Here is a 24,775-nt window from a genome sequence, read left to right as displayed (position 1 = left end):
GTAGCCTCGATTACCCCAGGGGGTATCTTCTTTCCCACTGTAACAGGGATACCCCCCGGGGTATTTCCGGGGCCGCAGGCGCCCCCCGGGCCGGGCGCCGCCCCGGGCTACGCCTTGCGGGCGAGCAGGTGCACCTCCTGGAACTGGCGCCGGTCGTCCGGCCGGGGCTCGCGGACCATCCGGGCCGTCTCGGTCAGCCCGTGGGCGCGCAGCAGCCCGGCGAGGTGGTCGGGTGACCACCGGTAGGCCGTCGCGACGGCGTGGTCGAAGGACTGCGTGGGGCGGTCGGGCCCGTCGGTGGCGGAGAAGCCGATGAGGAGGTGGCCACCGGGCGCGAGTACGCGGCCGAACTCGGCGAGGACGGGCGGGAGTTCCGCAGGCGGGGTGTGGATGACGGACCACCGCGACAGGACGCCGGCCAGTGCGCCGTCGGCGATGTCGAGCGCGGCCATCGACCCGACGTCGAACCGCAGCCCCGGGCAGGCCGCCCGGGCCAGCTCGACCATGGCGGGCGAGGCGTCGACGCCGAACGCGTCGAGCCCCAGCCCGGCGAGGTGGGCGGTGACGTACCCGGGCCCGCAGCCGAGGTCCGCCACCCGGCCGCCCGTACCGACGGCCTCGGCGAAGACGTCCAGCATCGCGCGGTCCAGCGGGCTGTCGCGCAACGAGTCGCTGAACATCCGCGCGTACAGCTCGGCGGCGTCGTCGTAGGCGGCACGGGTGACGGAGAGGGTTTCGTGTTCGGACATGGCGGCGAGGGTAGTCCCCGGGGCGCGGGGCCGGTCCGGTGGCTCCGCGGCCCGCAACGGTGCTCCCGGACGGGCTCGCCCGAGGGGCTGGGGCCTCCGCCGGGGGGAACGGACCGGCGGAGGCCCCGCGCGCTACCCGCCGAAGGCCACCTTCGCCTCGGCCGAGCAGCGGTCCGTGGCCGTGTCGCACAGCTTGTACGTGTACGAGGGCAGGCGGCGGCCGGTGATCAGATCGGTGAAGCGCCCGGTGTTCGGCACGGTCGCGACCACCCTGCCGTTGCGGAACACCCGGACCTTCTCCGTCGTCGCCCCGTTCCAGGTGAGGGACGCGGTGCGCGGCAGCCTGCCCGGGCCCGCCTCGGCGGCGAGCTCGAAGCGGGCGCCGACCCTGACCTTGACGACCCGGCCGGGCGCGGTCTTCGTACCGAAGTAGGCGTAGGCGCCCTGTGGGTCGATCACGCCGGAGATCGGCCCGTCCTCCTTCTCGGCGAGGACCACGTAGCCCGTGGACTCGAAGCGTTCCAGATCGACGGTGACGACGTGGCCCGGCAGCTCCAGCGTGCCGAACGCGGCGAACCGGCCCCCGGGGTCCATCACGGCCGAGAAGAACGCCCCGCCGCCGGACGGGGCGATGGCCCCGGCCCGGGCGAAGGTCTTCAGGTCCACCCGGACGATCTTCCCCCGGGCGCCCTCCCCCGTGCCGAAGTAGGCGTAGCTGTCGTCGGGCGCGATGACCGCCGACCGCAACGGGCCCTCACCCGAGGGGAGGACGAGCGAGCCGGCCTCCTTCATGGCCGCCAGGTCGATCTTGACCACGCGGCCCTGCGGGCTGGTCACCGTGCCGAAGTAGGCGAACTCGCCCTTGGAGTCGATGACTCCGGCGTCCAGGAAGTCGTCCCCGGCGCCCAGCGTGACCGCTCCGGCCCGGGTGAACGTCGCCAGGTCGACCTTGACCAGCCGGCCGGGATCGGTGCCGGTCCCGAAGTAGGCGTACTTGCCTGCCGGGTCCATGAGGGCCGAACGGAGGTTGCCCTCGTCCGGGCCGAGCAGGAGGATCTTGTCCAGCGTGAACGTCGCCAGGTCGACGCGGACGACGCGGCCCGGTGTCGCCGCGACGGCGAAGTAGGCGTACCTGCCCGCCGGGTCGATGACCGCGTCCTGGAGGCTCTTCTGGCCGATGCCCACCGACAGCGTGCCGACCGTCCTGAACGTCTTCAGGTCCACCTTGGTGATGTAACCGGGCAGCGGGTCCCAGGGGTTGTCGGTGCCGAAGTAGGCGTAACGCCCCTGCGGGTCGATGGCCGCGGCGTGCAGGTCGCGCTGGAGGACCGACGTGCCCAGCGCGGCGGTGCGGGCGGGGATGGCGGTGCCGCTGCCGTGGACGCGCACGGTGTGCACGAGGCCCTTCGCGTCGTCCAGGAGCGTGATCCTGCCGTCCTGGGCGGTCTTCTCGGTGGGCCGGAACGTGAGGTCGAGGGTGCAGGTCTCCTTGCGCTTCAGCCGGAAGGGGGCCTCGCCGCAGGTGCCCGGACCGGCCACGAAGGCCCCGTCGTGGTCGGTGACGCGGACGACGGTGACCGGCTTGCTGCCGAGGCTGGTGAGGGTGACGGCGACCGGGCCGCCGGTGGTGCCGACGGGGACGGCGCCGAAGTCGGCGTCGTCGGGGGTGACGGACAGGACCTTTCCGGGCCGGGCCGGGAGGCGGATGTCGGCCGTGGCGGTGGCGGACTCGGTGATCGTCACCTCCGTCTTCACGGCGGTGTAGGCCGGGGACGACGTCGTCACGGTGTAGTCGCCGACGGTGGCGAGTGTGGTGTAGCGGCCCTCGGCGTCGGTCGTCGCCGGGAGGCCCACCGGGTCACCGGCGGCGGTGAGCTGCACGGTGACGCCCTCGACGGGCTCACCGGTGGCCGCGTCGGTGACCGTGCCGCTCAGGGTGCCGGTGGTGCCGCGCGGCGCCTTCTCGACGGCGGCGCGCACGTCCAGCCGGCCCTGTCCGTAGACGTTGTTGTCCCCGGCGGTGCCGCCGCAGGAGACGTCCGGGACGTCGACGGCGGTCTCGTCCAGGAGCCTGCGCGTCGCGTCGATGTCCCGCGCGACCGCCGGGGCCGCCGACCACAGCAGGGCGATGGCGCCCGCGACATGGGGCGCGGCCATCGACGTACCGCTGCCCACCGCGTACTTGCCGCCGGGGTAGGTGGAGCGGACGGCGACACCCGGCGCCGAGACGTCCGGCTTGACCAGGCCGTCGTCGAACTCCGAGGGGCCGCGGCTGGAGAAGGACGCGACGGTGCCGTCCGCGTCGAAGGCCCCGACTCCGTAACTCTCCCTCAGATTCCCCGGGTTGCCGTCGGTGCCGCAGTCCGGGCCCTCGTTGCCGTTGGAGAAGACCGGGAAGATCCCGGCCGCCACCCACGCCTGCACGGTCTGCTCGAACCACGGGTCGTCGCCCGCCGCCGCGCTGCCCCACGAGTTGTTCACGACGTGCGGACGCAGATCGGGGCGCGGGTTCTTGCCCCGGGCGTCCGTGGGCGCCAGCATGTACTGGCCGGCGGCCAGCAGGTCGCGCTGACTGCACGTGCTGCCCGCGCACCCCTTGGCGGCGATCCACTCGGCTCCGGGCGCCACTCCGACGTGGTTCCCGGTGCCGCCGTCGCCGGTCATGGTGCCGACGGTGTGGGTGCCGTGCCCGACGTTGTCGCAGGGCGTGGACACGACGATGCCGCAACTGATCGTCGGGTCGTACCAGTTGTAGTCGTGCGTGAAGGTGCCGTCGCCGTTGTTCCCCCGGTACCGCTTCACCAGCGCGGGGTGGTCGTACTGGACGCCGGAGTCGATGCTGCCGACGACGATGCCCTCGCCGGTGGCCTGGTAGTCCTTCCAGACCCGGGGCGCGCCGATCCGGTCGACGCCCCACTCGACGTCGTCCACGGTGGGCTCGTCCTGCGCCGCCTTCATCTCCGGCAGACCGTAGGTCCGGTCGCCGGTGACCCGGTCCACCTCCGGCAGGGCGGTGATCCGCTTCAGCAGCTTCGCGTCGCCCTTCACCTCGACGGTGTCGGCGATCCAGAAGGGCGTGTACGAGGCGCCGGCGTCCCGCAGCATGCCGATCAGGGCGGACTGGCTGGTCCGGGCCGCCTCCCGCAGGCGGCTGTGCACCTCGCGCCCCTGCCGCGACCGGTCCTTGATCTCCGCGGCGCCCTTGAGGTCCGCCTCGTCGCGGAGGTAGACCCAGAAGGTGGAACTGCCGCCGTCCGCGAGGTCGTCGGTCAGGGCGCGCTCGACGGACGCGGCGGTGTCGCTCGCGGGCGCGGCCTGGGCGGTCGTCGCGGCGGGGAGCCCCGCCGCCGCGAGGCCGGCGGCGAGCAGGAGTCCCCAGGCGCGTCGCGCTCTGCCCGTGCCCGGTCTGCCTTGTCTCGGTGTCATGGAGAGGTGGACCCTTCCTCGTAGGAGTGGGCTTGCGGTTCCGGCTCCTCCCGCGCCTCGGTCAGCGGCGCAGCGCGTATGCCCGGACCGCGGTCTGCCGGGTGCGGCGGCCGGCGTCGTCCCGGGCGGTGGCCCGGAGCGTGACGTGCTCCGCGCCGGTGCGCGGGTGGTGCGGGACGGCGGTGGCCGTGCCCGCGACCGGTTCGAGGGCGACCGGGACGCGCGCGGAGGTGTCGGTGACCGTGCCCCCGGTGACCGGGGCGAGCGTGTCGCGGTGCGGGGCGGTGCTCCGCGTGGTGACGCCGGCCGGCTCCGGCGACGCCGCCTGTGCGGGGAGCACGGGGCCGGGGAGCGCGGGGGTGAGCGCGGCGGCGAGGACCGCGGTGCCGCGCGCCGCCACTCCGGCGCGCCCGGCGGGACCGGTGGACATCGTGGCCTCCTGGCGCGGTGCGGCCACGGCATCGGCTGCCGGGCGACGGACGAACGGGAGCACGGGGACGGGCCGGGCGACCGCTGAGGCAGCCGCGCGGCCCGTTGCCGGACATCCTGGGGTCGGCGTCGCGGTGGGGCATAGGAGTCGCGGGTGGCGAACATGCGACATGTCGCCTGTTCGCCGTGGGGGGCGGGCGGGGGGGCTACCCCTCCGTCCCCGTGAACGCCCGGCGGATCGTCAGGTCCACCACGCTCGTGTCGAACTGCACGATCGAGTAGACGACGGCCGAGCCGCCCGTCGTGTAGCAGGTCTGGGTGATCTGCACGAGCGGGACCGGCCCCGGGTTCGCGGGCGTGGCGAACGCCTCGCCGGACAGGGCGCCCTGGAGCTTGCCCTCCATGCGGTGCAGGATCTCGCCGGACTGCTCCCGCAGGAGGCCGATGAAGTCGACCTCCACGTCGTGCAGGTGGGTCAGGTCGACGGGCCGGCCGCCGATGGTCTTGAGGCACCAGTCGCGCAGGTGGACGGCGGGCCGCCCGTCGACCGTGAAGACGCGCTCCACGTACCAGGTCTCCGCCTCCTCCTCGGGCAGGTCGAGGTGGGCCGCGATCTCCGGGTCGGGCCGGACCGAGGCGTGGTGCCAGTGGGAGAGGCCCGGTTCGCGGCCCGCGCCCTGGATGATCTCCTTGACGGGGATGATGTCGGTGACGCTGAAGGAGGCCGGCGGGACCGGGGCGAGGACGGTCGTGCCCACGCCCCAGCGCCGCTGGACGAGCCCTTCGGAGACGAGGAGGGCGACGGCCTCGCGGACGGTGTTGCGGCTCAGCCCGATCCGCTTGGCGAGTTCGGCCTCGGGGGGCAGCCGGTCCCCGGGGCTGTAGTCGCTTGCGATCAGCGCGCGGAGCTCTTCCGCCGCCTGGGCGCGGAGCGTTCGTAGCCGTGTCAAGGGTTCTCCATCGTCATGAGCCGCCCGCAGCCGTGCGGTGCCGCCGGTCGCAATGAATCTAGCGGGAGGCCGCCGCGGCTCCCTGACGGGACCGGTCCTCGGCCACCTCGCCGACGCTGGTACGGGGGATGAGCAAGGAGACGAGCAGGCCGAGGAGGGCCAGACCGGTGCACGTCCACAGCGCGGTGGCGTAACCGCTGTGCGTGGCCGCACCGTGCACCTGGTGCTGGGTGATGATGCCGCTGCTGACCGCGATGCCGAGCGAGGCGCCGATGCCGAAGGCGGCGGTGTTGAAGCCGGTCAGCGCACCGGGCGCCTCGGCGGACGACAGCAGCACGCCCAGGCCGTCGAGGGCGGTCAGGACCAGGCCGGTGTAGCAGGCGCCGAGCAGGAGCGTCATCGCGAAGGCGACCTTGGAGTTGTCGCTGAAGGCGGCGAGCACGGCGAGGCCGGCGACCGTGATGATCAGGCCGGCGAGCAGGATGACGCGCCAGCCGATCCGGGGTGCGTACGTCCCGGCGACCGGGGCGAAGGCGAAGCCGACCACGGAGACCGGCATCGTGTAGAGCAGGGCCGCCGTGGTGGCGTTCATCCCGAAGCCGCCGCTCTCGTTCTGCGCGAGCAGCGGCAGGACGAACAGCGTGGCCGCGCCCGCGCCGGCGAGCGTGAGGACGTTGGTGAGCAGCAGGGGCCACGCCTTGCGGGAGGCGAGCTCGCTGGTCCGGATCAGCGGCTCCGTCACGCGCTTCTCGACCAAGGGGAAGCTGCACAGGAAGACAAGGCCGCCGACGAGGGCGGCGAGCGTGCCGGGGCTCGACCAGCCCCACTTGCCGCCCTGGGAGAGGGTCAGCGAGAGACCGGCCAGGCCGAGGGCGATCACGACCGAGCCCTGCCAGTCCAGGCGCCGCTTCTCGGCCGGGGTGATCTCGGGGACGACGAAGTGGACGCAGACGACGGCCACCAGCGTGAAGGCGACCATGCACCAGAAGACGCCCCGGTAGCCGAACGAGTCGACGATGCTGCCGCTGACGACGGCCTCGATGCCCCCGAGGCCCGCCTTGATGGCGGCGATGACCGCGAGCGCCTTGCTGAAGGTCCTGAGGTCGAGCAGGTCGTGGAGGATCAGGAACGCGAAGGCGAAGACGGCGCCGCACATGCCGGACAGGGCACGGCCGGCGATGTAGACGCCGACGCCGGGGGCGAGCGCCACGATCACGTTGCCGACGACGAGCGAGCACAGGCTGAACAGCAGGGCGCGGCGGCGTCCAGTCCAGTCGCTGATGCGGGTCACGACGATGGCCGAGATGGCGCCGACGATCGAGAAGAGGGTCTGCGCGAGACCGACGGTCGCCGTGTCCGTGTGCAGGCTCTCGATGATCTTCGCGTTGGCCGGGCCGACCATCGTGTTGTTGAGCTGGTAACTGCCCACGGAGAGCAGGAGCGCCGTCACCAGCCACGCGGTGGCCGGGCGCCGGCTCGCCGCTGCGCGGCTTCCCGGTGTGCGATCGACGGGGGTCATCGAGGGCTCCCTCAGAACTGAGCTAGGAGATTGGACCTCTGGTGGTCCAAGGCTTCAGCTATGTAAAGGTGAGCGAAGGCACCTGTCAAGGGATGGACATCCAGAGGTCCAATCTTTAAGTTGGGGCGGCGTTCAACAGAAGCTGGAGTCCGTTCATGCCGTCGAACATCCTTGTCTTCCTCACCGACGACCACGCGCAGTGGGCCGCCGGGTGCTACGGGAATTCCGAGGTGCAGACCCCCAATCTGGATCACCTCGCGCGGACGGGCGTGGTCTTCGACAACGCCTACACCCCCTCCCCGGTCTGCTCCCCCGCCCGGGCGTCCTTCTTCACCGGCCGGCTGCCCTCGCAGCACGGCGTGCACGACTACCTCGCCGAGGCGGACCCCGAGGTCCGCTCCGTCGAGTGGCTGAAGGGCGAGCGCCTGGTCAGCGAGGTCCTCCAGGAGCGGGGGTACGTCACCGGGCTGAGCGGCAAGTGGCACCTGGGCCACGGCGAGCGCCCCGCTCGCGGCTTCGACTTCTGGTACTCGCGCAGCGCGCCCGTCTCCGAGGCGGAGGGCTACCACACCCCGTGGCAGCGCACCGAGCCCGTCGAGAAGCGCTACGACCGGCACGCCATCACCGACCGCGCCATCGAGTTCCTGCGCAACCGGGACGAGGACCGGCCGTTCTTCCTCTTCGTCGGCCACCTCGCCACCCACAGCCCCTGGGCCGGCGCACCCGAACGCCTGGTGGAGCGCTACCGGCGGGCCACCTTCCGGGACATCCCCGAGGACGTCACCCACCCCTTCGGCCGCCCGCGCTCGGAGTCGCTCTACCCGTCGCGCGACGACCCGCGCGAGGCCCTGGCCCAGTACTACGCGGCCGTCACCGACATCGACGACCAGGTGGGCCGGGTCCTGGACGAGCTGGACTCGCTGGACCTCCGCGACGACACCCTGGTGATCTACACCAGCGACCACGGGCTGAACACGGGCCACCACGGCCTCTGGGGCAAGGGCAACGCCACCCTGCCCTACAACGTGGTGGACGAGTCCATCCGCGTGCCGCTCATCGTCAACCACCCCGGCTCGGTCCTGGGCGGCCAGCGGCGCAAGGAGAACGTCAGCCACGTCGACACCTTCCGGACCCTGCTCGACACCGCCGACGCCGGCCTGCCCGACGACCGCTCGACCCCGTACCCGGGCCGCAGCTACCGGGACGCGCTGCTCGGCGCGCCGCTGCCCGGCTCGGGCGAACTGGTCTTCGCGGAGTACGGCAACCTCCGCATGGTGCGCTCGGACCGCCACAAGCTCGTCCGCCGCTTCCCGGACGGCCCGCACGAGATGTTCGACCTGGACCGCGACCCGCGCGAGACGGTCAACGTGATCGACGCCCCCGGGCTGCGGGACCGGCGCGACGCGCTGGACGACGCCATGGACACGTACTTCGCCGCCCACCAGGAGCCCGGCCGCGCCGGAATCCACGTACTCGACCAGCCGCGCCACAACGGTGACGAGGCCTGGCGGGACGACCGGCCTCCCGTCCTGGTCGAGTCCAGTCAGTGGCTGGACGACCTGGAGGCCCGCATCCAGGACCGGCGCCGGCAGCGGCGCCGGAGCGAGGGAGACGCCCGGTGAGCACCGCCGCCCCCGGCCGCACGGCCGCCGAGTCCACGCCGTGGTGGCCCGCCCCGCCGGCGCCCGGCCGCCCCAACATCCTGACGGTGGTCCTGGACGACACGGGCTGGTCGGACTTCGGCTGCTACGGCTCCGAGATCCGCACGCCCACCATCGACGCGCTGGCGGAGAACGGCCTGCGCTTCACCAACTTCCACGTCAACCCGATGTGTTCGCCCACCCGGGCGAGCCTGTTCACGGGCCGGAACAACCACCGCCTCGGCATGCGCTTCATCGCGGACACCGACACCGGTTTCGAGAACTCGCGCGGCCGGATCGACCCGGACGTCCCGCTGCTGCCGGACCTGCTGCGCCCGCACGGCTACGGCTCGTACCAGGTGGGCAAGTGGCACCTGGCGCCGGGACACGAGATCACCCCGGCGGGCCCGTACGACAACTGGCCGCTGCGCCGCGGCTTCGACCGGTTCTACGGGTTCATGGGCGGGGCCACCGACCAGCTCTCCCCGGAGCTCTTCGAGGACCACCACCCGGTGCAGCCCTCGCGGGACCCGGACTACCACCTGTCGGCGGACCTGGCCGACCGGGCGATCTCGTACCTGCGCGAGCACCGCACGTACCGCTCCGGCAGCCCCTTCTACCTGAACCTCGCCCTCGGTGCCACGCACGCCCCGCTCCAGGCGCCCCGCGCCTATGCCGAGCGCTATCTGGACGTGTTCACCAAGGGCTGGGACCGGACGCGCGCCGACCGGCTGCGCCGCCAGACGGAGGCCGGACTCGTGCCCGAGGGCACGGAGCTGACCGAACGGAACCCCGGCGTCGCGCCCTGGGACGAGCTGACCGACGACCAGAGGAGCCTCTACGCCCACCTGCAGGCCGTGTACGCCGGGTTCCTGGAGCACGCCGACGCCCAGCTCGGCCGGGTCGTCGACGCCCTGCGGGAGTGGGGCGAGCTCGACAACACCCTCGTCCTGGTGCTCTCCGACAACGGCGCCAGCCGGGAGGGCGGCCCGCAGGGCGCGGTCGACGTCAACGCCCCCTACAACGGCATCCCGCAGACCGTCGAGCAGGAGCTCTCCCGCCTGGACGCGCTCGGCGGCCCCGAGGGCCCCGCGCACTACCCCGAGGGCTGGGCGACGGCGAGCAACACCCCGTTCCGGCTGTACAAGCAGTACACGGACCTCGGCGGCGTACGCGTCCCCCTGGTCGTGCACTGGCCGCGCGGCATCGCCGAACGCGGCGGCGTCCGCGACCAGTTCGCGCACGCCGTCGACATCGCGCCCACCCTGCTGGACGCCGCCGGCATCCCCGTCGAGGAGGAGCGGTTCGACGGCCGCAGCATCACCTCCGTACTCGGGGACGCCACCGCCCCCGCCCCCAGGGACACCCAGTACTTCGAGATGCTGGGGCACCGCGCGCTGTGGCACGACGGCTGGAAGGCCGTCACCACCCACGTCCCCGGGACGTCCTACGAGGACGACGTCTGGCGGCTGTACGACACCCGGCGCGACTTCTCCGAGTGCCACGACCTGGCGGCGCTCCAGCCCGCCCGGCTGGCCGGGCTGTGCCGGCTGTGGGAGGAGGAGGCGGCCCGGCACGGGGTCTTCCCGCTGGACGACCGGCCACTGAAGGAGCTCCTGGCGCTGCGCACCGGACAGGGCATGCACGGCGCCACGCACGTCCGGCTGGAAGCGGGCGCGTCCCACGTGCCCGCGCCCCCCCGCATCACGGGCAGCAACCGGTCGATGCGTGCGACGGCCCTGCTGCGCCGTACGGCCGACGGCGTGCTGCTCGCGGCCGGCACCGCGGCCGGCGGCTATGTGCTGTACGTCAAGGACCGGCACCTGGTCTTCGAGCACCGTCTGCTGGGCGACCACGTCGTCTGCGCCTCGCCCGCCCCGCTGCCCGCCGGCCCCACCACGGCCGGCTTCCGCCTGCGGTGCCGGGACGACCGGTCGGCGGGCGTCACCCTGGAGGCCGGCGGCGTACCGCTCGCGCACGCGGAGATACCCATGACGGCCGGCCGCCTGTCCGGCTACGGGCTCGACGTCGGCCGGGACACCGCGAGCCGGGTCTCCACCGCCTACGGGGACGAGTTCCCGCAGCCCGGGGACGCGCTGGTCCATGTGGACCTGCACTTCACGGGGCCGGAGGACATGGAGGAGGTCGCCGAGACGATGGAGGCCGTCGAGTAGCCGGCCGCAGGGCCGCCCTTACGATCGGACGGGCCTCGCACGTGCGGGGCCCCTCGTCCACGACTTCACCATGACGAAGGCAACGATGAACGACAGCCCCGACGACGCTCCCCAGAGCTGCTGCGCCCCGTCCCGGGACGGGGCCGCCGCTGCCGGTCCGGTCCTGGGCATCGGGCGGGTCGCCCCGCGCGCCCCGGGGGCGGCCTTCGCGGACCGGGTCGAGCTGCCCGGCGGCACGTTCCGCATGGGCAGCGAGGACCGCGATGCCAACGCGGGTGACGCCGAGGGACCGGTGCGCGAGGTGAGCGTCGGCCCGTTCGCGATCGACGCGTACGCCGTGACGAATGACCGGTTCGCCGCCTTCGTCGAGGCCACCGGCTACCGCACCGAGGCGGAGGAGTTCGGCTGGAGCTACGTCTTCGCGAAGTTCCTGCCCGGCCACCTCCGCAAAATCTCGCCGCGCCCGCAGCAGACGCCCTGGTGGTGCGGGGTGAGCGGGGCCCGCTGGGACGTCCCCGAGGGGCCGGGCAGCCACATCCGCGACCGGGGCGACCACCCGGTCGTCCACGTCACCTGGCGCGACGCGCTCGCCTACTGCCAGTGGGCCGGGGCCCGGCTCCCCACCGAGGCCGAGTGGGAGTACGCGGCCCGGGGCGGGCTCGACCAGGCCCGCTACCCGTGGGGCGACGAGCTCACCCCGGACGGCGAACACCGCTGCAACATCTGGCAGGGCTCCTTCCCCACCCGTAACACGGAGGAGGACGGCTACGCGGGCACGGCCCCCGTCCACACGTACGCGCCCAACGGGTTCGGCCTGTACAACACGGCCGGCAACGTGTGGGAGTGGTCCGCCGACACCTGGCAGCCCGGCACCGACGACCGCCGCACCATGCGCGGCGGCTCGTACCTCTGCCACGACTCGTACTGCAACCGCTACCGGGTCGCGGCCCGCACCTCGAACACGGTGGACAGCTCGGCGGGGAACATCGGTTTCCGGGTGGCGTGGTGACCCATTCCACGGGCCCCCGGGACGAGACGTCCCGGGGGCCCGTAGAAGGCGGTTCGGGTCAGGACAGCTTGAACGCCGTCACCTGGTGGATGCCCTTGTCGCTCAGGTAGTAGCCGCCGCCGGACTGGCCGGCCGTGCGGTCCATGCCGATGTCGTCGCTGTTGAGCGACAGCACCTCGTCGACGCCGTCCCCGTCGAGGTCACCCGCGAAGTAGTTGCGGGCACCGGTGGCGCTGGGCATGTTTCCGACGGAAGAGGCCCACGAGTCCTGGGAGTCCAGGATGCTCGGGTCCCAGAGGTACAGGCCCGCCTCGGCCCCCGCGACCAGCAGCGAACGTCCGCCGGGGCCGGTCAGGAAGCCGCCGCCGTAGGACTGGGGGGTGACTCCCTGCTGCTTGTCGTCACCGTTCGCCCCGAAGCGGCGGAACGACGCCGTGCCGCCCTCGTAGAGCACTCCGTCCTTCGCGAAGAAGCTGAAGTGCGTCCAGAGGCCGCCGGAGAGCCAGGTGTGCAGCACCTCGCCGGTGCGGCCGTCCCGGATCTCGAAGAGGTTCTGCACGCCGGAGATGTTCTCGTTGAACGGGTACGGGGCCTCGATCGTCCAGGTGTAGACGACCGCGTGCCCGCCGGCGTAGGGGATCTCCTCCGAGGCGAAGACGCCCTCGTTGGCGACCGCCGTGCGGAAGGCGCCGATGGCGTTGGCGGGCCGCTTCGGGGCGGCCGACCAGCGGGCCCTGCCGTTCTTGGCGTCGAGCGCGACCGCGTTCATCGCCGGGTCGCTCAGGTTGTACGAGTTGACGCTGGAGTACGAGACGTACACCCGGCCCTCGTTGACCGAGGGGTCGGAGAAGCGCACGTCGCCGGCGCTCTCGGGGGCGCGGTACGTCCAGAGGGCGTGCCCGTCGCCGTAGTAGGCGCGCAGCGCGTCCGTGGCGACGAGGATGTCCAGCTCGCCGTCGCCGTTCAGGTCCGCGAGCCTGGCCGAACGGACGAATTGGCCGCCGCCGTCGATCGTGGCGAGCGTCCTGCCGGTCTTGCCGTTGAGGACGACCGTCGCGGTGTCGGCCGCGACGACGATCTCTGTCTTGCCGTCGCCGTTGACGTCACCGGTCTCGATGTCGTGGACCGCGCCGGGGAGCGTGGCCTGCCACAGCTTCTCGGGCTTGGAGCCGTTGACCAGCGACGGCCCGGAGTAGGCCCACAGGCCGTTGGACGAGCCGCCCATGACGACGTCCGTCATGCCGTCCTTGTTCAGGTCGGCGCCCTTGGCGTACGCGATGTCGCCCTGGAGCGGCGTGACGCTCTGCGCCTTGCCGTTGCCCAGCTTGAAGGTGCGGATGTTCTGGCCCTGGTCGATCACCCGGACGTGGGAGCCCTGGGCGTCGCTGTAGAGCTCCTGGAACATCGGGGAGGCCGCGACGCCCTTGGACTGCCAGGCGACCTTGCCCTTGCCGGAGAAGACGGTCAGCGACGCGTAGCGCAGGCTGCCCCGGTTCTCCGCGTCGTTCATCTTCCGGTCGTCCTGGGCGGAGGCGACCAGCTTGCCGTCGATCACCCCGAGGCCCCAGGTGCTGGGCGCGTCGTGGCCGTTCTCAGCATCCCGCTTGGTCGTGTTCGACCAGAGGACCTTGTCCGCGTTGTCACCGTTGACGACGCGGACGGTGGCGGCGTTGATGGCGAGGTTCTCGTCGAACGAGGACTCCGAGACGGCGTACTCGTCGCCCGCCTTGGCCCCGAGGTCGCCGACCGCCAGCGCGGTGGGCACCACGTTGTCACGGCTGCTCAGCGTGGCCCGGTGGCCGGTCTTCAGGTCGTACGCGGCGATCTCGTAGTGCACCGCGTCGTTGGCGTCCGCCTGCTCGACGGCCACGAGGCGCTTGCGGCCGGCGTCCGGGCGCATGATGCGGCTGTACAGCACGCTGTCCGTCCGCCAGGTGACCGAGCCGTCGGTGGCGTCGAGCACGGCGGTGTGGCCGCGCCCCTCGACGCCCGCCGCCTTGGCGAGGTTCCAGGAGACGGCGACCTTGCCCTTGCCGAGGTCCTGGATGTCGCCCCAGTTGGTGTACCGGGCTTCCTTGGTGTCGAACGTCCAGGTCCGGGCCGGGGTCAGCTTCCCGCCCGCGCCCGCCGCGAAGCGGATGCCGGTCAGGGTGGCGGTCGCGGCGGCCGGGACCTTCGCGTCGCCGCTCATCCGGGGCGCGTCGGCGATGAGCAGGGTGCCGTCCACGATCTTGACCATGGAGGCGTAGTTGTACAGCTTTGACCAGACCGTGGCCCCGGTCCTGCCGTCGAGGACCGTCACGAAGGTGCCGGTGCTCAGGTCGGAGCCCGGGGAGGTGAAGGGCCGCGGATACGGGGTCGCGCCGACCAGCGCGGTGAACACGATGTCCGGGACGCCGTCGCCGGTCAGGTCCCCGGCCGAGTAGCCGGACTGCGAGTTCGGGGAGAACGGCGAGACCGCGTTGTAGCCCATGAGGATCTGGGCCGGGTACGGCTCGACGCGCCACACCTGGAGCGGCTTGACCTGCCAGTCCGTGTAGAAGGAGCTGCTGGTGCGGGCCCAGGTCTCGCTGCCGTCCGCGGCATGGCGCTGCACGTAGCCCATGCTGTTGACGGAGAAGTAGTCGCCCTTCTTGCCGATCGGCACCGTGGCGCCCAGACCGCGCACGCCTTCCAGCGTGGCCTTCGCGGTCATGGTGACCTTGGTGTTCGGGTCGGTGGCGGCGGCCTGGGCCGCGGGCTCGGCCGCGGTGTCCTGCTGCGCGGCGGTGGTGTCCTCGGCCTTGACGTACGGGTCGAGGGTGGCGTTGGCGGCGAGCTTCTTCGCCTCGGCGCTGGTCAGCTTCATCGGCTTGCCGCTGTCGCTGTCGGCGGCCAGGGCCTGCGGGGCGGCGGTCAGGCAGAGGCCCGCCGCGGCGAGGCCGGCGGCGAGCTGAAGCGCCCGCCGGGAGTGCTGGGCTCTCATCACTTCGCTCCCTGGGTGAAGCCGAGGGCGGTGCCGTTCGCGATCACGGCCTGGTTGAAGGAGTACTGCAGGGCGTCCGAGCCGGACTGGTCGGCGATGCCGACGGTGGCGCCGGCGCCCCGGTCCGCGACGGACTGGTACTGGAGGGTCACACCACCGGTGGCCTCGTCGAAGACGGCCTCGAAGGTGGCGCGGCCCGAAGTGCCGTTGGCGTAGGCGGCGTTGTTCCACACGATGGCGAACTTCCGGCTGCCCCTGGTGCCGGTGGTGGCCGTCTGCACGGAGGACTTCTTGTCCAGGGTCAGGTCGTCCCACAGCGGGGCGACGATGCCCTTCACCCCGTTGACGCCGGCCGCCGGCAGGGCGGTGTTGTTGTAGTCGCCGACGCGCGAGGACAGGAAGTTGATCAGGCCGTCGGTGGTGACCGAGGCGGTGGAGTACGAGACGCCGTAGTGCTTCACCGAGAAGGGCAGCGAGATCTTGGCGGAGTCCTCGTCACCGGTCAGGGCGACCTTCTTGGAGCCCGCGATCCAGGAGTAGGCGGCCGGGGCGCAGACGTTGCCGGAGTTGTCCGTGCGGTTGGGGACCTGCACGTTCTTCGTCAGGTCGGCGGCGCCGACGGCGGCGGTGCCGGTGTAGACGCCGTTGCACAGGACCGGCGCGGCGGGCTTCACGGCGAGGCCGTAGGAGCCCTCGGCGACCTTCTTGAAGGTGTACCTGCCGTTGGCGTCGGTGGTGACGGCGGGCAGCGGCGTGCCGGTCAGCTCGACCGACGCGCCGGGCAGCGGCTTGCCGGTGACGTCGCGGACGATGCCGGAGACCTGGTGGCTGGGCACCGCGGTCAGCGCGATGTCCCGGGTGTACGCCTGGCTCTCGGCCAGGGTGACGCCGGTGACCGCGCGGTTCGCGTAGCCGTAGCCGCTGTACGCGAAGGAGTACGTGCCGGCGGCCAGCGGCAGCCGGTAGGTGCCGTCGGTGCCGGTGGTGACCGTACGGACCGCACCGGCCGCGTCGGTGGACTGCACGGTGATGTTGGGCAGGGCGGCGCCGGTCGCCTTGTCGGTGGCCTTGCCGCTGACGACGGCCGCGGTGTGCGGGGCCTTCTCGACGGAGGCGAGGATGTCGAGCTTGCCCTCGCCCCACACGTAGTTCATCTCGGCGGTGCCGCCGCAGTGGGTGTCGTCCACGTCACGCGCGCCCTCGTCGAGGAGCTTGCGGGTCCCCTGGATGTCCCCGATCAGCGAGGGGGCCGCCGACCACAGCAGCGCGACGGCGCCCGCGACGTGCGGGGTCGCCATCGACGTGCCGTTGATGGTGTTGTACGAGTTACCCGGCCAGGTGGAGGGGATCTGCACGCCCGGGGCGGTGATGTTCGGCTTGGCACCGCCGTCGATCGGCGAGGGGCCGAAGCCGGAGAAGCTGCCGATCCTGCCGTTCACGTCGTAGGCACCGACGCCGTAGGACTCCGCCTGCGAGCCCGGCGGGTGGGTCGTGGAGCAGGTGACGCCGTTGCCGTCGTTGCCGGCTGCGAACGCCTCGAAGATGCCCGCGGAGTTCCAGGCGTTCAGGATGTCCGTGTAGAAGGTGCCGTCGTCACCGCCCCAGGAGTTGTTGACGATGTTCGGGGCCAGGTCCGGGCGCGGGTTCTGGCCGTTGTGGTCGGTCGGCGCGAGAATCCACTGGCCGGCGTCGAGCAGCTCGTCGTCGTAGCAGAGGTCGGTGGTGCAGCCCTTGGCGGCGATCCACTTGGCGTTCGGTGCGACACCGAGGCCGTTCTTGGCGACCATGGTGCCCATCGTGTGGGTGCCGTGGCCGTTGTTGTCGCACGGCGCGGTCGTGGCGCAGGTCCCGGTCGCGTCGTAGAAGTTGTAGTCGTTCGAGAAGGTGCCGTCGCCGTTGTTGCCGCGGTAGTTGGCGGCGAGGTCCGGGTGGTCGTACTGGACGCCCGAGTCGACGTTGGCGATGACGATGCCCTCGCCGCGGTCCTGGTACTGGTCCCAGACCTGGTCGGCCTTGATGTCGGCGACGCCCCACGCCGGGGCGTCGGTGCCGTCCGCGGACGAGTCGGTGCCGAGCGCGGCTGCGCGGGAGGCGGTGACCTGCTTGTCGGAGGTCTCGATGTCGTCCAGCTTGAAGGAGCGCCGCTCGACGACCGATGCCACGTCCGGGCGCTCGGCCAGCTCGTTGACGAGGTCCTGGCCGCCGGTGACCTTGACCGCGTTGGCGATCCAGTAACCCTGGTGGCCGGCCTTCTTCTTGTCGAGGAAGGCGTTGAGCGACTTCTGGCTGGACTCGGCGTGCGAACGCAGCTCGCGGTAGGCGGCCTCGGCCTTCTTCGCGTGCGTCTTCTGCTTCTTCGCGCCGGACAGGTCGGCCCGGTCCTTCAGGACGACGAAGAAGGTGGTGTCCCCGCCGTCGCGCACCGCGCGGGCGAGCGCGGAGTCGATCTTCGCCGAAGCGGCGGCGGACGCGGACGGGGAGTCCGCTGCCAGCGCGGGCAGCGGGGTGGTGAGCAGGGCGGCGGCGGCGAGCGAGGCCACCGTCCATACGGCGGATCTGCGCCTGGACGGTTGCGGCTGGTGCATCGAGCACTCCTCCGAGTGAGGGCACATACGGGGTGCGCGAACCGTAGGGCGCCGCCGTTACTCAGCCATTACACGCCTGGTCACCGGCAACTCGCCGTCGCCGCAGGCGATTTGGGGCGCGTGCAGCGGACTCGTCCCAGGCGTTGCAGAAATTGCACTTCATGGTTGCGTTGACCGCATCACCTCGGGAGAGTGGCCGCCGGACACCCGGACCGACCCGAGGGATTTACCGTGATTCAGCAGGACACCGCGTTCCACAGCGAGGGCAGCCGCCTCGAAGCGACCCTCTACTACCCGCAGGACGCGGCGCAGGACGGCGCCCCGCGCCCGGCGCTCGTGATCAACTCCGGCTACCAGGGGTTCAACGAGTTCTATCCGAAGATGTTCGCGGAGCGGATGACCGAGCGCGGCTTCGTCTGCCTGGGCTTCGACTACCGGGGCATGGCCGACAGCGAGGGCGAGAAGGGCCGGGTCCTCATCGAGGAGCAGACCCAGGACGTGCGCAACGCGGTCACGTTCCTGCGCGCGCAGGACGGCATCGACCCCCGGCGCGTCGGGCTCGTCGGCTGGGGCATGGGCGCGGCGAACGTCATCCTCGCCGCCGAGAAGGACGGGGCCGTCGCCGGCGTCGCCGCGCTGAACGGGTTCTACGACGGGGAGCGCTGGCTCAAGTCCATCCACACCTACGACGAGTTCCAGAAGATCGTCGCCGAGGTGGCCGAGGACCGGACGAACCGGGTGCTGAAGGGCGAGTCGAGGCTCGCGGACACCTTCGAGCACTACCCGCTCGACCCGGCGACCGGCGACTACGTCGAGAAGGAGCTGTCACAGGTCTACGGCTTCGGGCACCCGACCCGGATTCAGTTCACCGAGTCGATCCTCGACCTGAAGGTGCAGAACGTGGTGGCGAACCTCGCGCCGACCCCGCTGTTCCTCGGCCACGGCGAGCGCAACTCGCTGCACCCCTTTGACGAGGCCGCGAACCTGTACGAGGCCGCCGCGTCGCCCAAGACGCTGTACACGATCGACGGACGGCACAACGACTTCATGTTCGTGGACCACCCGGAGTTCCTGACCCTCTGCGACCGCCTGCGGGACTTCTTCGACGCGGCGTTCAGCGCCGCCGTCCCCGCCCGGGCCGTCTCGGCCTGATCCTCCCGGCCGGCTGCCCCCGCTCCCGGGGGCGGCCGGGCCGGGCGGTGCAGAAAACGCAATCGCGCGTTGCATGTATCGTCGCGATCCGTCTATCTATTCATACCGCTACCAAGGATTCGGTATGGCCTCTGAGCAGAAGAACACTCCCGCCGCACGCAGTGGCGCCTCGCGCGTGATGGCGGTGCTGGACGCGCTCGCGTCGGCGGACCCGGCCGTGTTCCCGGACGGGATGAGCGTGGCCGATGTGGCCAGGGTGCTCGGGCGTGAGAAGTCCGTCGTCTCCCGGCAGCTCAAGAGCCTGCTCGAAACGGGCATGGTCGCCCGGCGCCCCTCGATGGGGTACGAGCTGAGCTGGCGGCTGTTCGCTCTCGCGGTGCGGGCCGGCGACCAACGGCTGACCACGCTGGCGGCGCCCCTGCTGCTCAGGCTGGCCGAGACCGTACGCGAACGCACCTACCTGAGCGTCCTCAGCGACGGCGAAGTGCTCACCGTGCTGTCGGAGGGCTCCCGCCGCTCGATCGAGGCCGTGAACTGGGTGGGCCGCACGATCCCGGCACACCGCAGCTCCAGCGGTATGGCCCTGCTGATGGACTACGACGACGAGCACATCCTCGACCTGGTCCGGCGCGGCGAAGGGGGCTCGGAGCGCGAGGCCAAGGCGTTCCTGGCCCACGTCCAGACGGCCCGGCGGCGCGGCTACACGATCGCGGACCGGAGCTTCGACCCGGAGCTCGTGGGCATCGGGGCGCCGGTGCGGGACTTCACCGGCCGGATCAAGGCCGCGGTGAACATCTCGGGCCCCGCGTTCCGGATCGAGCCGCACATCCAGTCCCTCGCCGGGCACCTGCTCGCGACGACGCGGGTCCTGCAGTCCTCCCTCGGCTCGGACGTGCGCCCCGGCGCCGGTCCGGGCGAGCTCTGACGGCCGCCACGACCGGCCGCCCCTCCCCCGCCCGCGCCCCGGAGAACCGGAGAACCGGAGAACACCATGCGACACCCTGATCCTCCCCTGCCCGGGTACGGCCCCGCCGGCCCGCGGCCCCACGCGGCCGTGCGCCGTGCCGGCGCGAGGGCGGCGGCGCCGTGAATCTCCTCTCCTACATGTCGGACAACTCGGAGTACCTGTTGTTCCTGGCCCGGCAGCACATCGAACTCGTGCTGATCAGCGTCGGGATCGCCTCGGTCATCGGCGTCGGGCTGGCCGTGCTCACCCACGCCGCGCCCGGCCCGCGCCAGGTGCTGCTGTCCGTCACCGGGTCTCTGCTGACGATTCCGTCGTTCGCGCTGTTCGCGCTGATGATCCCCGTCATGGGGCTCGGCGTCGCCCCGACGATCGTCGCCCTCACCGTGTACGGCGTCTTCCCGATCCTGCGCAACGCGGTCACCGCCATCGAGGAGGTCGACCCGGCCGTCGTGGAGGCGGCGCGCGGCCTCGGGATGGGGCCGGCCCGGCGGATGCGCACGGTGGTGCTGCCGATGGCCTGGCCGGTCATCCTCAACGGCATCCGCACGGCGACGATCATGCTGGTCGCGACCGCGGCCATCGGTGCCGTGGTCCGGGGCCCCGGCCTCGGCCAGCTGATCTTCCGGGGGCTCGACCGCATCGGCGGAGCCAACGCGCTGGAGGAAGCCCTGTCCGGAGTGATCGGAGTGGTGCTCGTCGCTCTGGTCCTCGACCTGCTGTTCATCGTGATAGCCAAGATCACTGCCCTGCGAGGATCCCATGTCTGACCGGCCCGCCCCGCACCCCGACGCCATGATCCGGCTGGACCACGTCTCCGCCCGGTATCCGGGCCAGGAGAAGGCCGTGGTCTCCGACCTGTCGATGGAGATCCGGCGGGGCGAGTTCGTCGTCCTGGTCGGCCCGTCCGGCTGCGGCAAGACCACCACCCTGCGGATGATCAACCGCCTGGTCGAGCCGACGCACGGGCGCATCCTCATCGACGGCGAGGACGTCACGCACGCCGACGTGGACGGTCTGCGGCGCGGCATCGGCTACGTCATCCAGCAGATCGGCCTGCTCCCCCACCTGACGATCGCCGACAACATCGCCCTGGTGCCCAAGATGCTCGGGGCGAAGAAGGCCGAGCGGCGCGAACGGGCGCGGGAACTGCTGGACATGGTGGGCCTCGATCCGGCCGTCTACGCCGACCGCTATCCCAAGCAGCTGTCCGGCGGGCAGCAGCAACGGGTCGGAGTGGCCCGCGCGCTGGCGGCCGACCCGCCGGTGATGCTGATGGACGAGCCGTTCGGCGCCGTGGACCCGATAGCCAGGGAGAAGCTCCAGGCCGAGTTCCTGCTGCTGCAGGAACGTATCCGCAAGACGATCGTGATGGTCACGCACGACATCGACGAGGCGCTGCGCCTCGGCGACCGCATCGCCGTCTTCGGGCCCGGCTGCCGGCTGGCTCAGTACGACACCCCGCTGGAGATCCTGTCCAACCCGGCCGACGCGTTCGTACGCGACTTCATCGGCTCCGGCGCCCCGGTCCGCCGGCTCACCCTCCTGAAGGTCGCGGACGTCATGGCCTCGGCCCCGGTCCGGGCGGCCGGCGCTGCGAGGACCGTGGAGGTCGGCGCCGGGGACTCCGTCCACAAGGCGCTCGAACTGGTGCTGGCGGCGGGCGCGGAGGGCATCGAGGTCGCCGGGGGCGGCGCCCGCTTCCTGGACCTCCAGACCCTGCTCACCGCCGCCGCCCGGCCCGCGAAGGTGCTCTCGTGAGCGCCGGGACCGCGCAGGCGGCCGGGGCGGCACGGTCCGGGACGCGCCGGTCGAGGACCTGGGTGCCGCCCGTGGCCGTCCTCGTCCTGCTCGGCGCGCTGTGGGCGTACATCGGGACGCGCGACCTGGACTCGGTCGAGAGCCGGAGCCTGACCTCGGAGGTCGTGCTGACCGCGCTGTGGCAGCACGTCCAGCTCGTCGTCGCCTCGACGCTGCTGACCATCGCGATCGGGGTGCCGCTCGGGGTGCTGCTGACCCGGCCGGGGATCAGCAGGGCCGGTGCGGTGGTGCTCGCCGCGGCCAACGCCAGCCAGGCGGTGCCGTCGATCGGGGTGCTGGTGATCCTGGCCATGGTCGTCGGCGTCGGCTTCTGGATGGCCGTGGTGGCGCTCGTCCTCTACGCCCTGCTGCCCGTGCTCCGCAACACCATGGTCGGCATCCGGCAGGTCAGCCCCGCGCTGATCGACGCGGGGCGGGGCATGGGGATGAGCCGCCGGGAAGTCCTCTTCACGATCGAACTGCCGCTGGCGGTCCCGGTGATGCTGGCGGGCATCCGGGTGGCCCTGATACTCAACGTGGGCGTCGCCACCCTCGCCGCGTTCACCAACGCCGGAGGGCTCGGCTCCATCATCTCCTCCGGCATCTCCCTGGACCGGACTCCGGTGCTCGTGGTCGGCAGCGCGCTCACGATGGCCCTGGCCCTGGCCGTCGACTGGCTGGCCGGTCTCGCCGAGCGGGCCCTGCGCCCGCGCGGCATGTAGCCCGCGCCGGCATCCCCGTACACATCTCAGGCACCACGAAAGGGCTTCAGCATGCGTAAGTACATGGTGGCGGTGGCGAGTGCGCTCGGCCTCGTGCTCACCAGCGGCTGCGCTCTCACCGCGAATCCGCCCGGGCAGGGCGACGGCCCCGCGGCCGAGGGGCCCCTCAAGGGGGCCACGGTGAACGTCGCGTCGAAGAGCTTCACCGAGCAGCTGCTGCTGTGCGAGATCACCGCGCAGCGGCTGGAGGCGCAGGCGGCGCACGTGAAGCGGACCTGCGGGATGAGCGGCTCCAACGCCGTGCGCTCCGCGCTCACCGGCGGTTCCGTCGACATGTACTGGGAGTACACCGGCACCGGCTGGCTGGCCCTGAAGCAGCAGGGCAGCACCACCGACGCCGAGGCGGTGTACGAGAAGGTGCGCACCCTGGACGAGGCCCGCAACGGGGTGGTGTGGCTGCCGCCGGCGGCGGCGAACAACACCTACGCGCTCGCGATGAGCACCCGGACCGCGAAGAAGCTGGGCGTCTCCACCCTCTCCGACTACGCCGGACTGGCGGCGAAGGACCCGTCGAAGGCGCGTTTCTGCGGCGCCTCGGAGTTCTTCGGCCGCGACGACGGCTGGGCCGGGCTGCAGCAGGCGTACGGTTTCCGCCTGCCGAAGGGCAAGGTGGCGGAGCTGGCCGAGGGGCCGATCTACAACGCGGTCGCCAAGGGGAACCCGTGCAGCGCCGGCGAGGTCTTCGCGACCGACGGCCGGATCGCCGCCCTCGGGCTGACCGTCCTGAAGGACGACAAGAAGTACTTCACGCCGTACAACCTGTCGCTGAACGTCCGCGGCGAGACCCTGAAGAAGTACCCGGAGATCCAGGCCGCGATGGCCCCCGTCGCGGAACTGCTGACCACCCCCGAGATGCAGCGGCTCAACGCACGGATCGACGTGGACGGCAAGCGCCCCGAGGAGGTGGCACACCAGTGGCTCAGCGCCAACAAGCTGGCCTGACGACGCTGCGCGTCGGCCTGCTGCAGACCGCGCCCGTCTTCGGCGCGGTGGACGACAATCTCGCCGGCATCGCGGAGCTGCACGCGGGCCTGGACCCGGTCGACCTCGCGCTCACGCCCGAACTCTCGGCCCACGGTTACGGTTTCACCCCGCACCGGGACGCGGACCTGCTGCCGGCCGACGACCCGCGCCTGGACGCGCTCGTCTCCAAGGGCGTGGGCGTGGGCTTCGCCCAGCGCAACGCGTCCGGGCTGCCCTGGAACGGCTACCTGCTGTCGGACCCGCTGACCGGCACCCGGCACCTCCAGCACAAGCTGCACCCCGTGTCGTACGCGCCGTGGAACGAGCACCTGTCGTTCCGGGCCGGCGACCAGCTGCGTACGGCCGCCTTCGGCGCGGCCACGGTGGCCACGGCGATCTGCAACGACATGTGGCACCCGATCGTCCCGTGGCTGGCGGCGCAGGGCGGCGCCGAGGTGCTGTTCGTGCCCGTGGCCAGCATGACCGGCGCCGACGAGGCGCGAATCCGCCGCACCTGGGAGGTGATCCTGGAACACGCCGCCGTGCTGCTGCAGTGCTACGTCGTCTTCGTGAACCGGTGCGGTACGGACGGCGCGTCCCGGTTCTGGGGCGGCTCGCGCGTGCTCGGCCCGGACGGCTCGGTCCTCGCGGAGCTGGGCGACGAGCCGGGGTCCGCCGTCGCCGAACTCGACCTGGCGGCCCTGCGCCGGCTGCGCGCGGAGACTCCGATGCGCGCGGAGGCCAGGACCGACCTGTTGCCCGCCCCCGCCGGGACGTTCCCGGCGCCGCAGCCCTGTGAGAGTGAGCCGCTCCGTGTTTGACGTGCATGTCCACGCCGCCCCCGACGTCCTCGCGCGGATCGGGCACGACGACCAGATCGCGGCCGGCTACGCGGCGGCCGGCTACAGCGGCTTCGTCCTGAAGGCGCACCACGAGTCGACCGTGGGCCGGGCCAGCGCACTCGCCCGCTCCACCGGCCTCGACGTCGTCGGGGGCATCACCCTGAACCGCGCCGTCGGCGGGATCAACCCGGCGGCGGTCGTGTCGGCCCTGTCCACGGGCGGCCGGGTCGTCTGGTTCCCCACGGCGGACTCCCACACCCAGGAGAGCGCGGGGCTGCCCCGGCTCGGGGACCTGGACGAGCGGCTGGGCCGGTCCGCGCTGGCCGTTCCGCCGGTCCTGGCCGCGGACCACGAGGCCGCCCGGGACGCCCTGCTCGTCCTGGACCTGATCGCGGAGCACGACGCGGTGCTGTGCACGGGCCACGTGAGCGGTCCGGAGTGCTGGTGGCTGCTGGAGCAGGCACAGGCCCGGGGCATCGGCAGGTTCCTGCTCACCCACCCCTCGTACACGGTGCCCGGGATGGAGCCGGCGGAGATCGCGGAGCTGGCGGCGCGCGGCGCGTACGTCGAGATCACGGCGTACCAGCTCCTGCACCAGCCCGGGATGACCCCGGCCCGCCTGGCCGAGGTCGCGAGGGCGGCGGGGCCGCGCCTGGTGCTGGCCTCGGACGCCGGGCAGCCGGACAGCCCGCAGCCGCCGACCGCCCTCGAAGAGCTCATCGCCGCACTGGCCGCGGAGGGGCTGGACGGGGGCCGGCTGCGGGACGCGGCGAGTGAGGTCCCCCGGAAGCTGGTCCTGCGATGAGGATGACGTAACCGCGCTTCC

Annotated in this window: 18 protein-coding genes; 11 read left to right on the top strand and 7 right to left on the bottom strand. The window is 72.1% G+C overall.

The window, feature by feature from the left end; all coding sequences use genetic code 11:
- Window positions 1-107: 107 nt before the first annotated feature.
- The 5 genes from FKN01_RS08150 to FKN01_RS08130 form a co-directional block, all read right to left on the bottom strand.
- Window positions 108-749, bottom strand: a complete 642-nt coding sequence (locus FKN01_RS08150; protein WP_143617934.1) for a class I SAM-dependent methyltransferase — start codon at window positions 747-749, stop codon at window positions 108-110.
- Between the two features lie 132 nt (window positions 750-881).
- On the bottom strand, window positions 882-4,175 hold the full coding sequence (locus FKN01_RS32485) for a S8 family serine peptidase (protein ID WP_185992787.1): 3,294 nt from the start codon (window positions 4,173-4,175) through the stop codon (window positions 882-884).
- A 61-nt stretch (window positions 4,176-4,236) separates the two neighbouring features.
- On the bottom strand, window positions 4,237-4,605 hold the full coding sequence (locus FKN01_RS08140; protein WP_143617932.1) for a hypothetical protein: 369 nt from the start codon (window positions 4,603-4,605) through the stop codon (window positions 4,237-4,239).
- Between the two features lie 205 nt (window positions 4,606-4,810).
- Window positions 4,811-5,554 (bottom strand): GntR family transcriptional regulator, encoded by a 744-nt coding sequence (locus FKN01_RS08135; RefSeq protein WP_185992786.1) that lies wholly within the window; start codon window positions 5,552-5,554, stop codon window positions 4,811-4,813.
- 58 nt (window positions 5,555-5,612) lie between these two features.
- Window positions 5,613-7,073 (bottom strand): MFS transporter, encoded by a 1,461-nt coding sequence (locus FKN01_RS08130; protein WP_143617928.1) that lies wholly within the window; start codon window positions 7,071-7,073, stop codon window positions 5,613-5,615.
- A 155-nt stretch (window positions 7,074-7,228) separates the two neighbouring features.
- Between FKN01_RS08130 and FKN01_RS08125 the strand changes: the two genes are divergently transcribed.
- From FKN01_RS08125 to FKN01_RS08115, 3 genes are all read left to right on the top strand, one after another.
- Window positions 7,229-8,695 (top strand): sulfatase-like hydrolase/transferase, encoded by a 1,467-nt coding sequence (locus tag FKN01_RS08125; protein WP_143617925.1) that lies wholly within the window; start codon window positions 7,229-7,231, stop codon window positions 8,693-8,695.
- The gene (locus FKN01_RS08120) at window positions 8,692-10,887 is read left to right on the top strand and encodes an arylsulfatase (protein WP_143617923.1); all 2,196 of its coding nucleotides are present in this window, start codon (window positions 8,692-8,694) and stop codon (window positions 10,885-10,887) included. The genes FKN01_RS08125 and FKN01_RS08120 overlap by 4 nt, the downstream gene beginning before the upstream one ends.
- 85 nt (window positions 10,888-10,972) lie before the next feature.
- Window positions 10,973-11,896 carry a formylglycine-generating enzyme family protein gene (locus FKN01_RS08115; RefSeq protein ID WP_143618020.1) on the top strand — a complete coding sequence of 308 codons (924 nt, stop codon included), beginning with the start codon at window positions 10,973-10,975 and terminating at the stop codon, window positions 11,894-11,896.
- Between the two features lie 58 nt (window positions 11,897-11,954).
- Here the strand turns inward: FKN01_RS08115 and FKN01_RS08110 are convergent, their stop codons facing one another.
- Both FKN01_RS08110 and FKN01_RS08105 read right to left on the bottom strand, forming a co-directional pair.
- Window positions 11,955-14,861, bottom strand: a complete 2,907-nt coding sequence (locus FKN01_RS08110) for an FG-GAP-like repeat-containing protein (protein ID WP_143617921.1) — start codon at window positions 14,859-14,861, stop codon at window positions 11,955-11,957.
- Window positions 14,861-17,446: a S8 family serine peptidase gene (locus FKN01_RS08105; protein ID WP_185992785.1), complete on the bottom strand. Its 2,586-nt coding sequence runs from the start codon at window positions 17,444-17,446 to the stop codon at window positions 14,861-14,863. The genes FKN01_RS08110 and FKN01_RS08105 overlap by 1 nt, the downstream gene beginning before the upstream one ends.
- A 231-nt stretch (window positions 17,447-17,677) precedes the next feature.
- On the opposite strand from FKN01_RS08105, the gene FKN01_RS08095 reads away from it, so the two are divergent.
- From FKN01_RS08095 to FKN01_RS08060, 8 genes are all read left to right on the top strand, one after another.
- On the top strand, window positions 17,678-18,598 hold the full coding sequence (locus FKN01_RS08095; protein WP_143617915.1) for an alpha/beta hydrolase: 921 nt from the start codon (window positions 17,678-17,680) through the stop codon (window positions 18,596-18,598).
- Window positions 18,599-18,722: 124 nt separating this feature from the next.
- Complete coding sequence (locus FKN01_RS08090) at window positions 18,723-19,523, top strand: IclR family transcriptional regulator (protein ID WP_185992784.1); 801 nt, start codon at window positions 18,723-18,725, stop codon at window positions 19,521-19,523.
- Between the two features lie 179 nt (window positions 19,524-19,702).
- Window positions 19,703-20,332 (top strand): ABC transporter permease, encoded by a 630-nt coding sequence (locus FKN01_RS08085; protein WP_143617911.1) that lies wholly within the window; start codon window positions 19,703-19,705, stop codon window positions 20,330-20,332.
- A complete protein-coding gene (locus FKN01_RS08080; RefSeq protein ID WP_398931452.1) occupies window positions 20,325-21,323 on the top strand; it encodes an ABC transporter ATP-binding protein in 999 nt (332 codons plus the stop codon). The genes FKN01_RS08085 and FKN01_RS08080 overlap by 8 nt, the downstream gene beginning before the upstream one ends.
- Window positions 21,320-22,084 carry an ABC transporter permease gene (locus tag FKN01_RS08075; RefSeq protein WP_143617909.1) on the top strand — a complete coding sequence of 255 codons (765 nt, stop codon included), beginning with the start codon at window positions 21,320-21,322 and terminating at the stop codon, window positions 22,082-22,084. Before FKN01_RS08080 ends, FKN01_RS08075 begins: the two co-directional genes overlap by 4 nt.
- 51 nt (window positions 22,085-22,135) lie before the next feature.
- Window positions 22,136-23,086, top strand: a complete 951-nt coding sequence (locus FKN01_RS08070) for a glycine betaine ABC transporter substrate-binding protein (protein WP_143617907.1) — start codon at window positions 22,136-22,138, stop codon at window positions 23,084-23,086.
- Window positions 23,059-23,928 (top strand): carbon-nitrogen hydrolase family protein, encoded by an 870-nt coding sequence (locus tag FKN01_RS08065; RefSeq protein ID WP_143617905.1) that lies wholly within the window; start codon window positions 23,059-23,061, stop codon window positions 23,926-23,928. Before FKN01_RS08070 ends, FKN01_RS08065 begins: the two co-directional genes overlap by 28 nt.
- A complete protein-coding gene (locus tag FKN01_RS08060; protein ID WP_143617903.1) occupies window positions 23,921-24,754 on the top strand; it encodes a DUF6282 family protein in 834 nt (277 codons plus the stop codon). The genes FKN01_RS08065 and FKN01_RS08060 overlap by 8 nt, the downstream gene beginning before the upstream one ends.
- Window positions 24,755-24,775 lie beyond the last annotated feature (21 nt).

It is taken from the genome of Streptomyces sp. 130, assembly GCF_007096885.1.
GTDB lineage: Bacteria > Actinomycetota > Actinomycetes > Streptomycetales > Streptomycetaceae > Streptomyces.
This window is presented reverse-complemented; position numbering and strand designations above follow the sequence as displayed.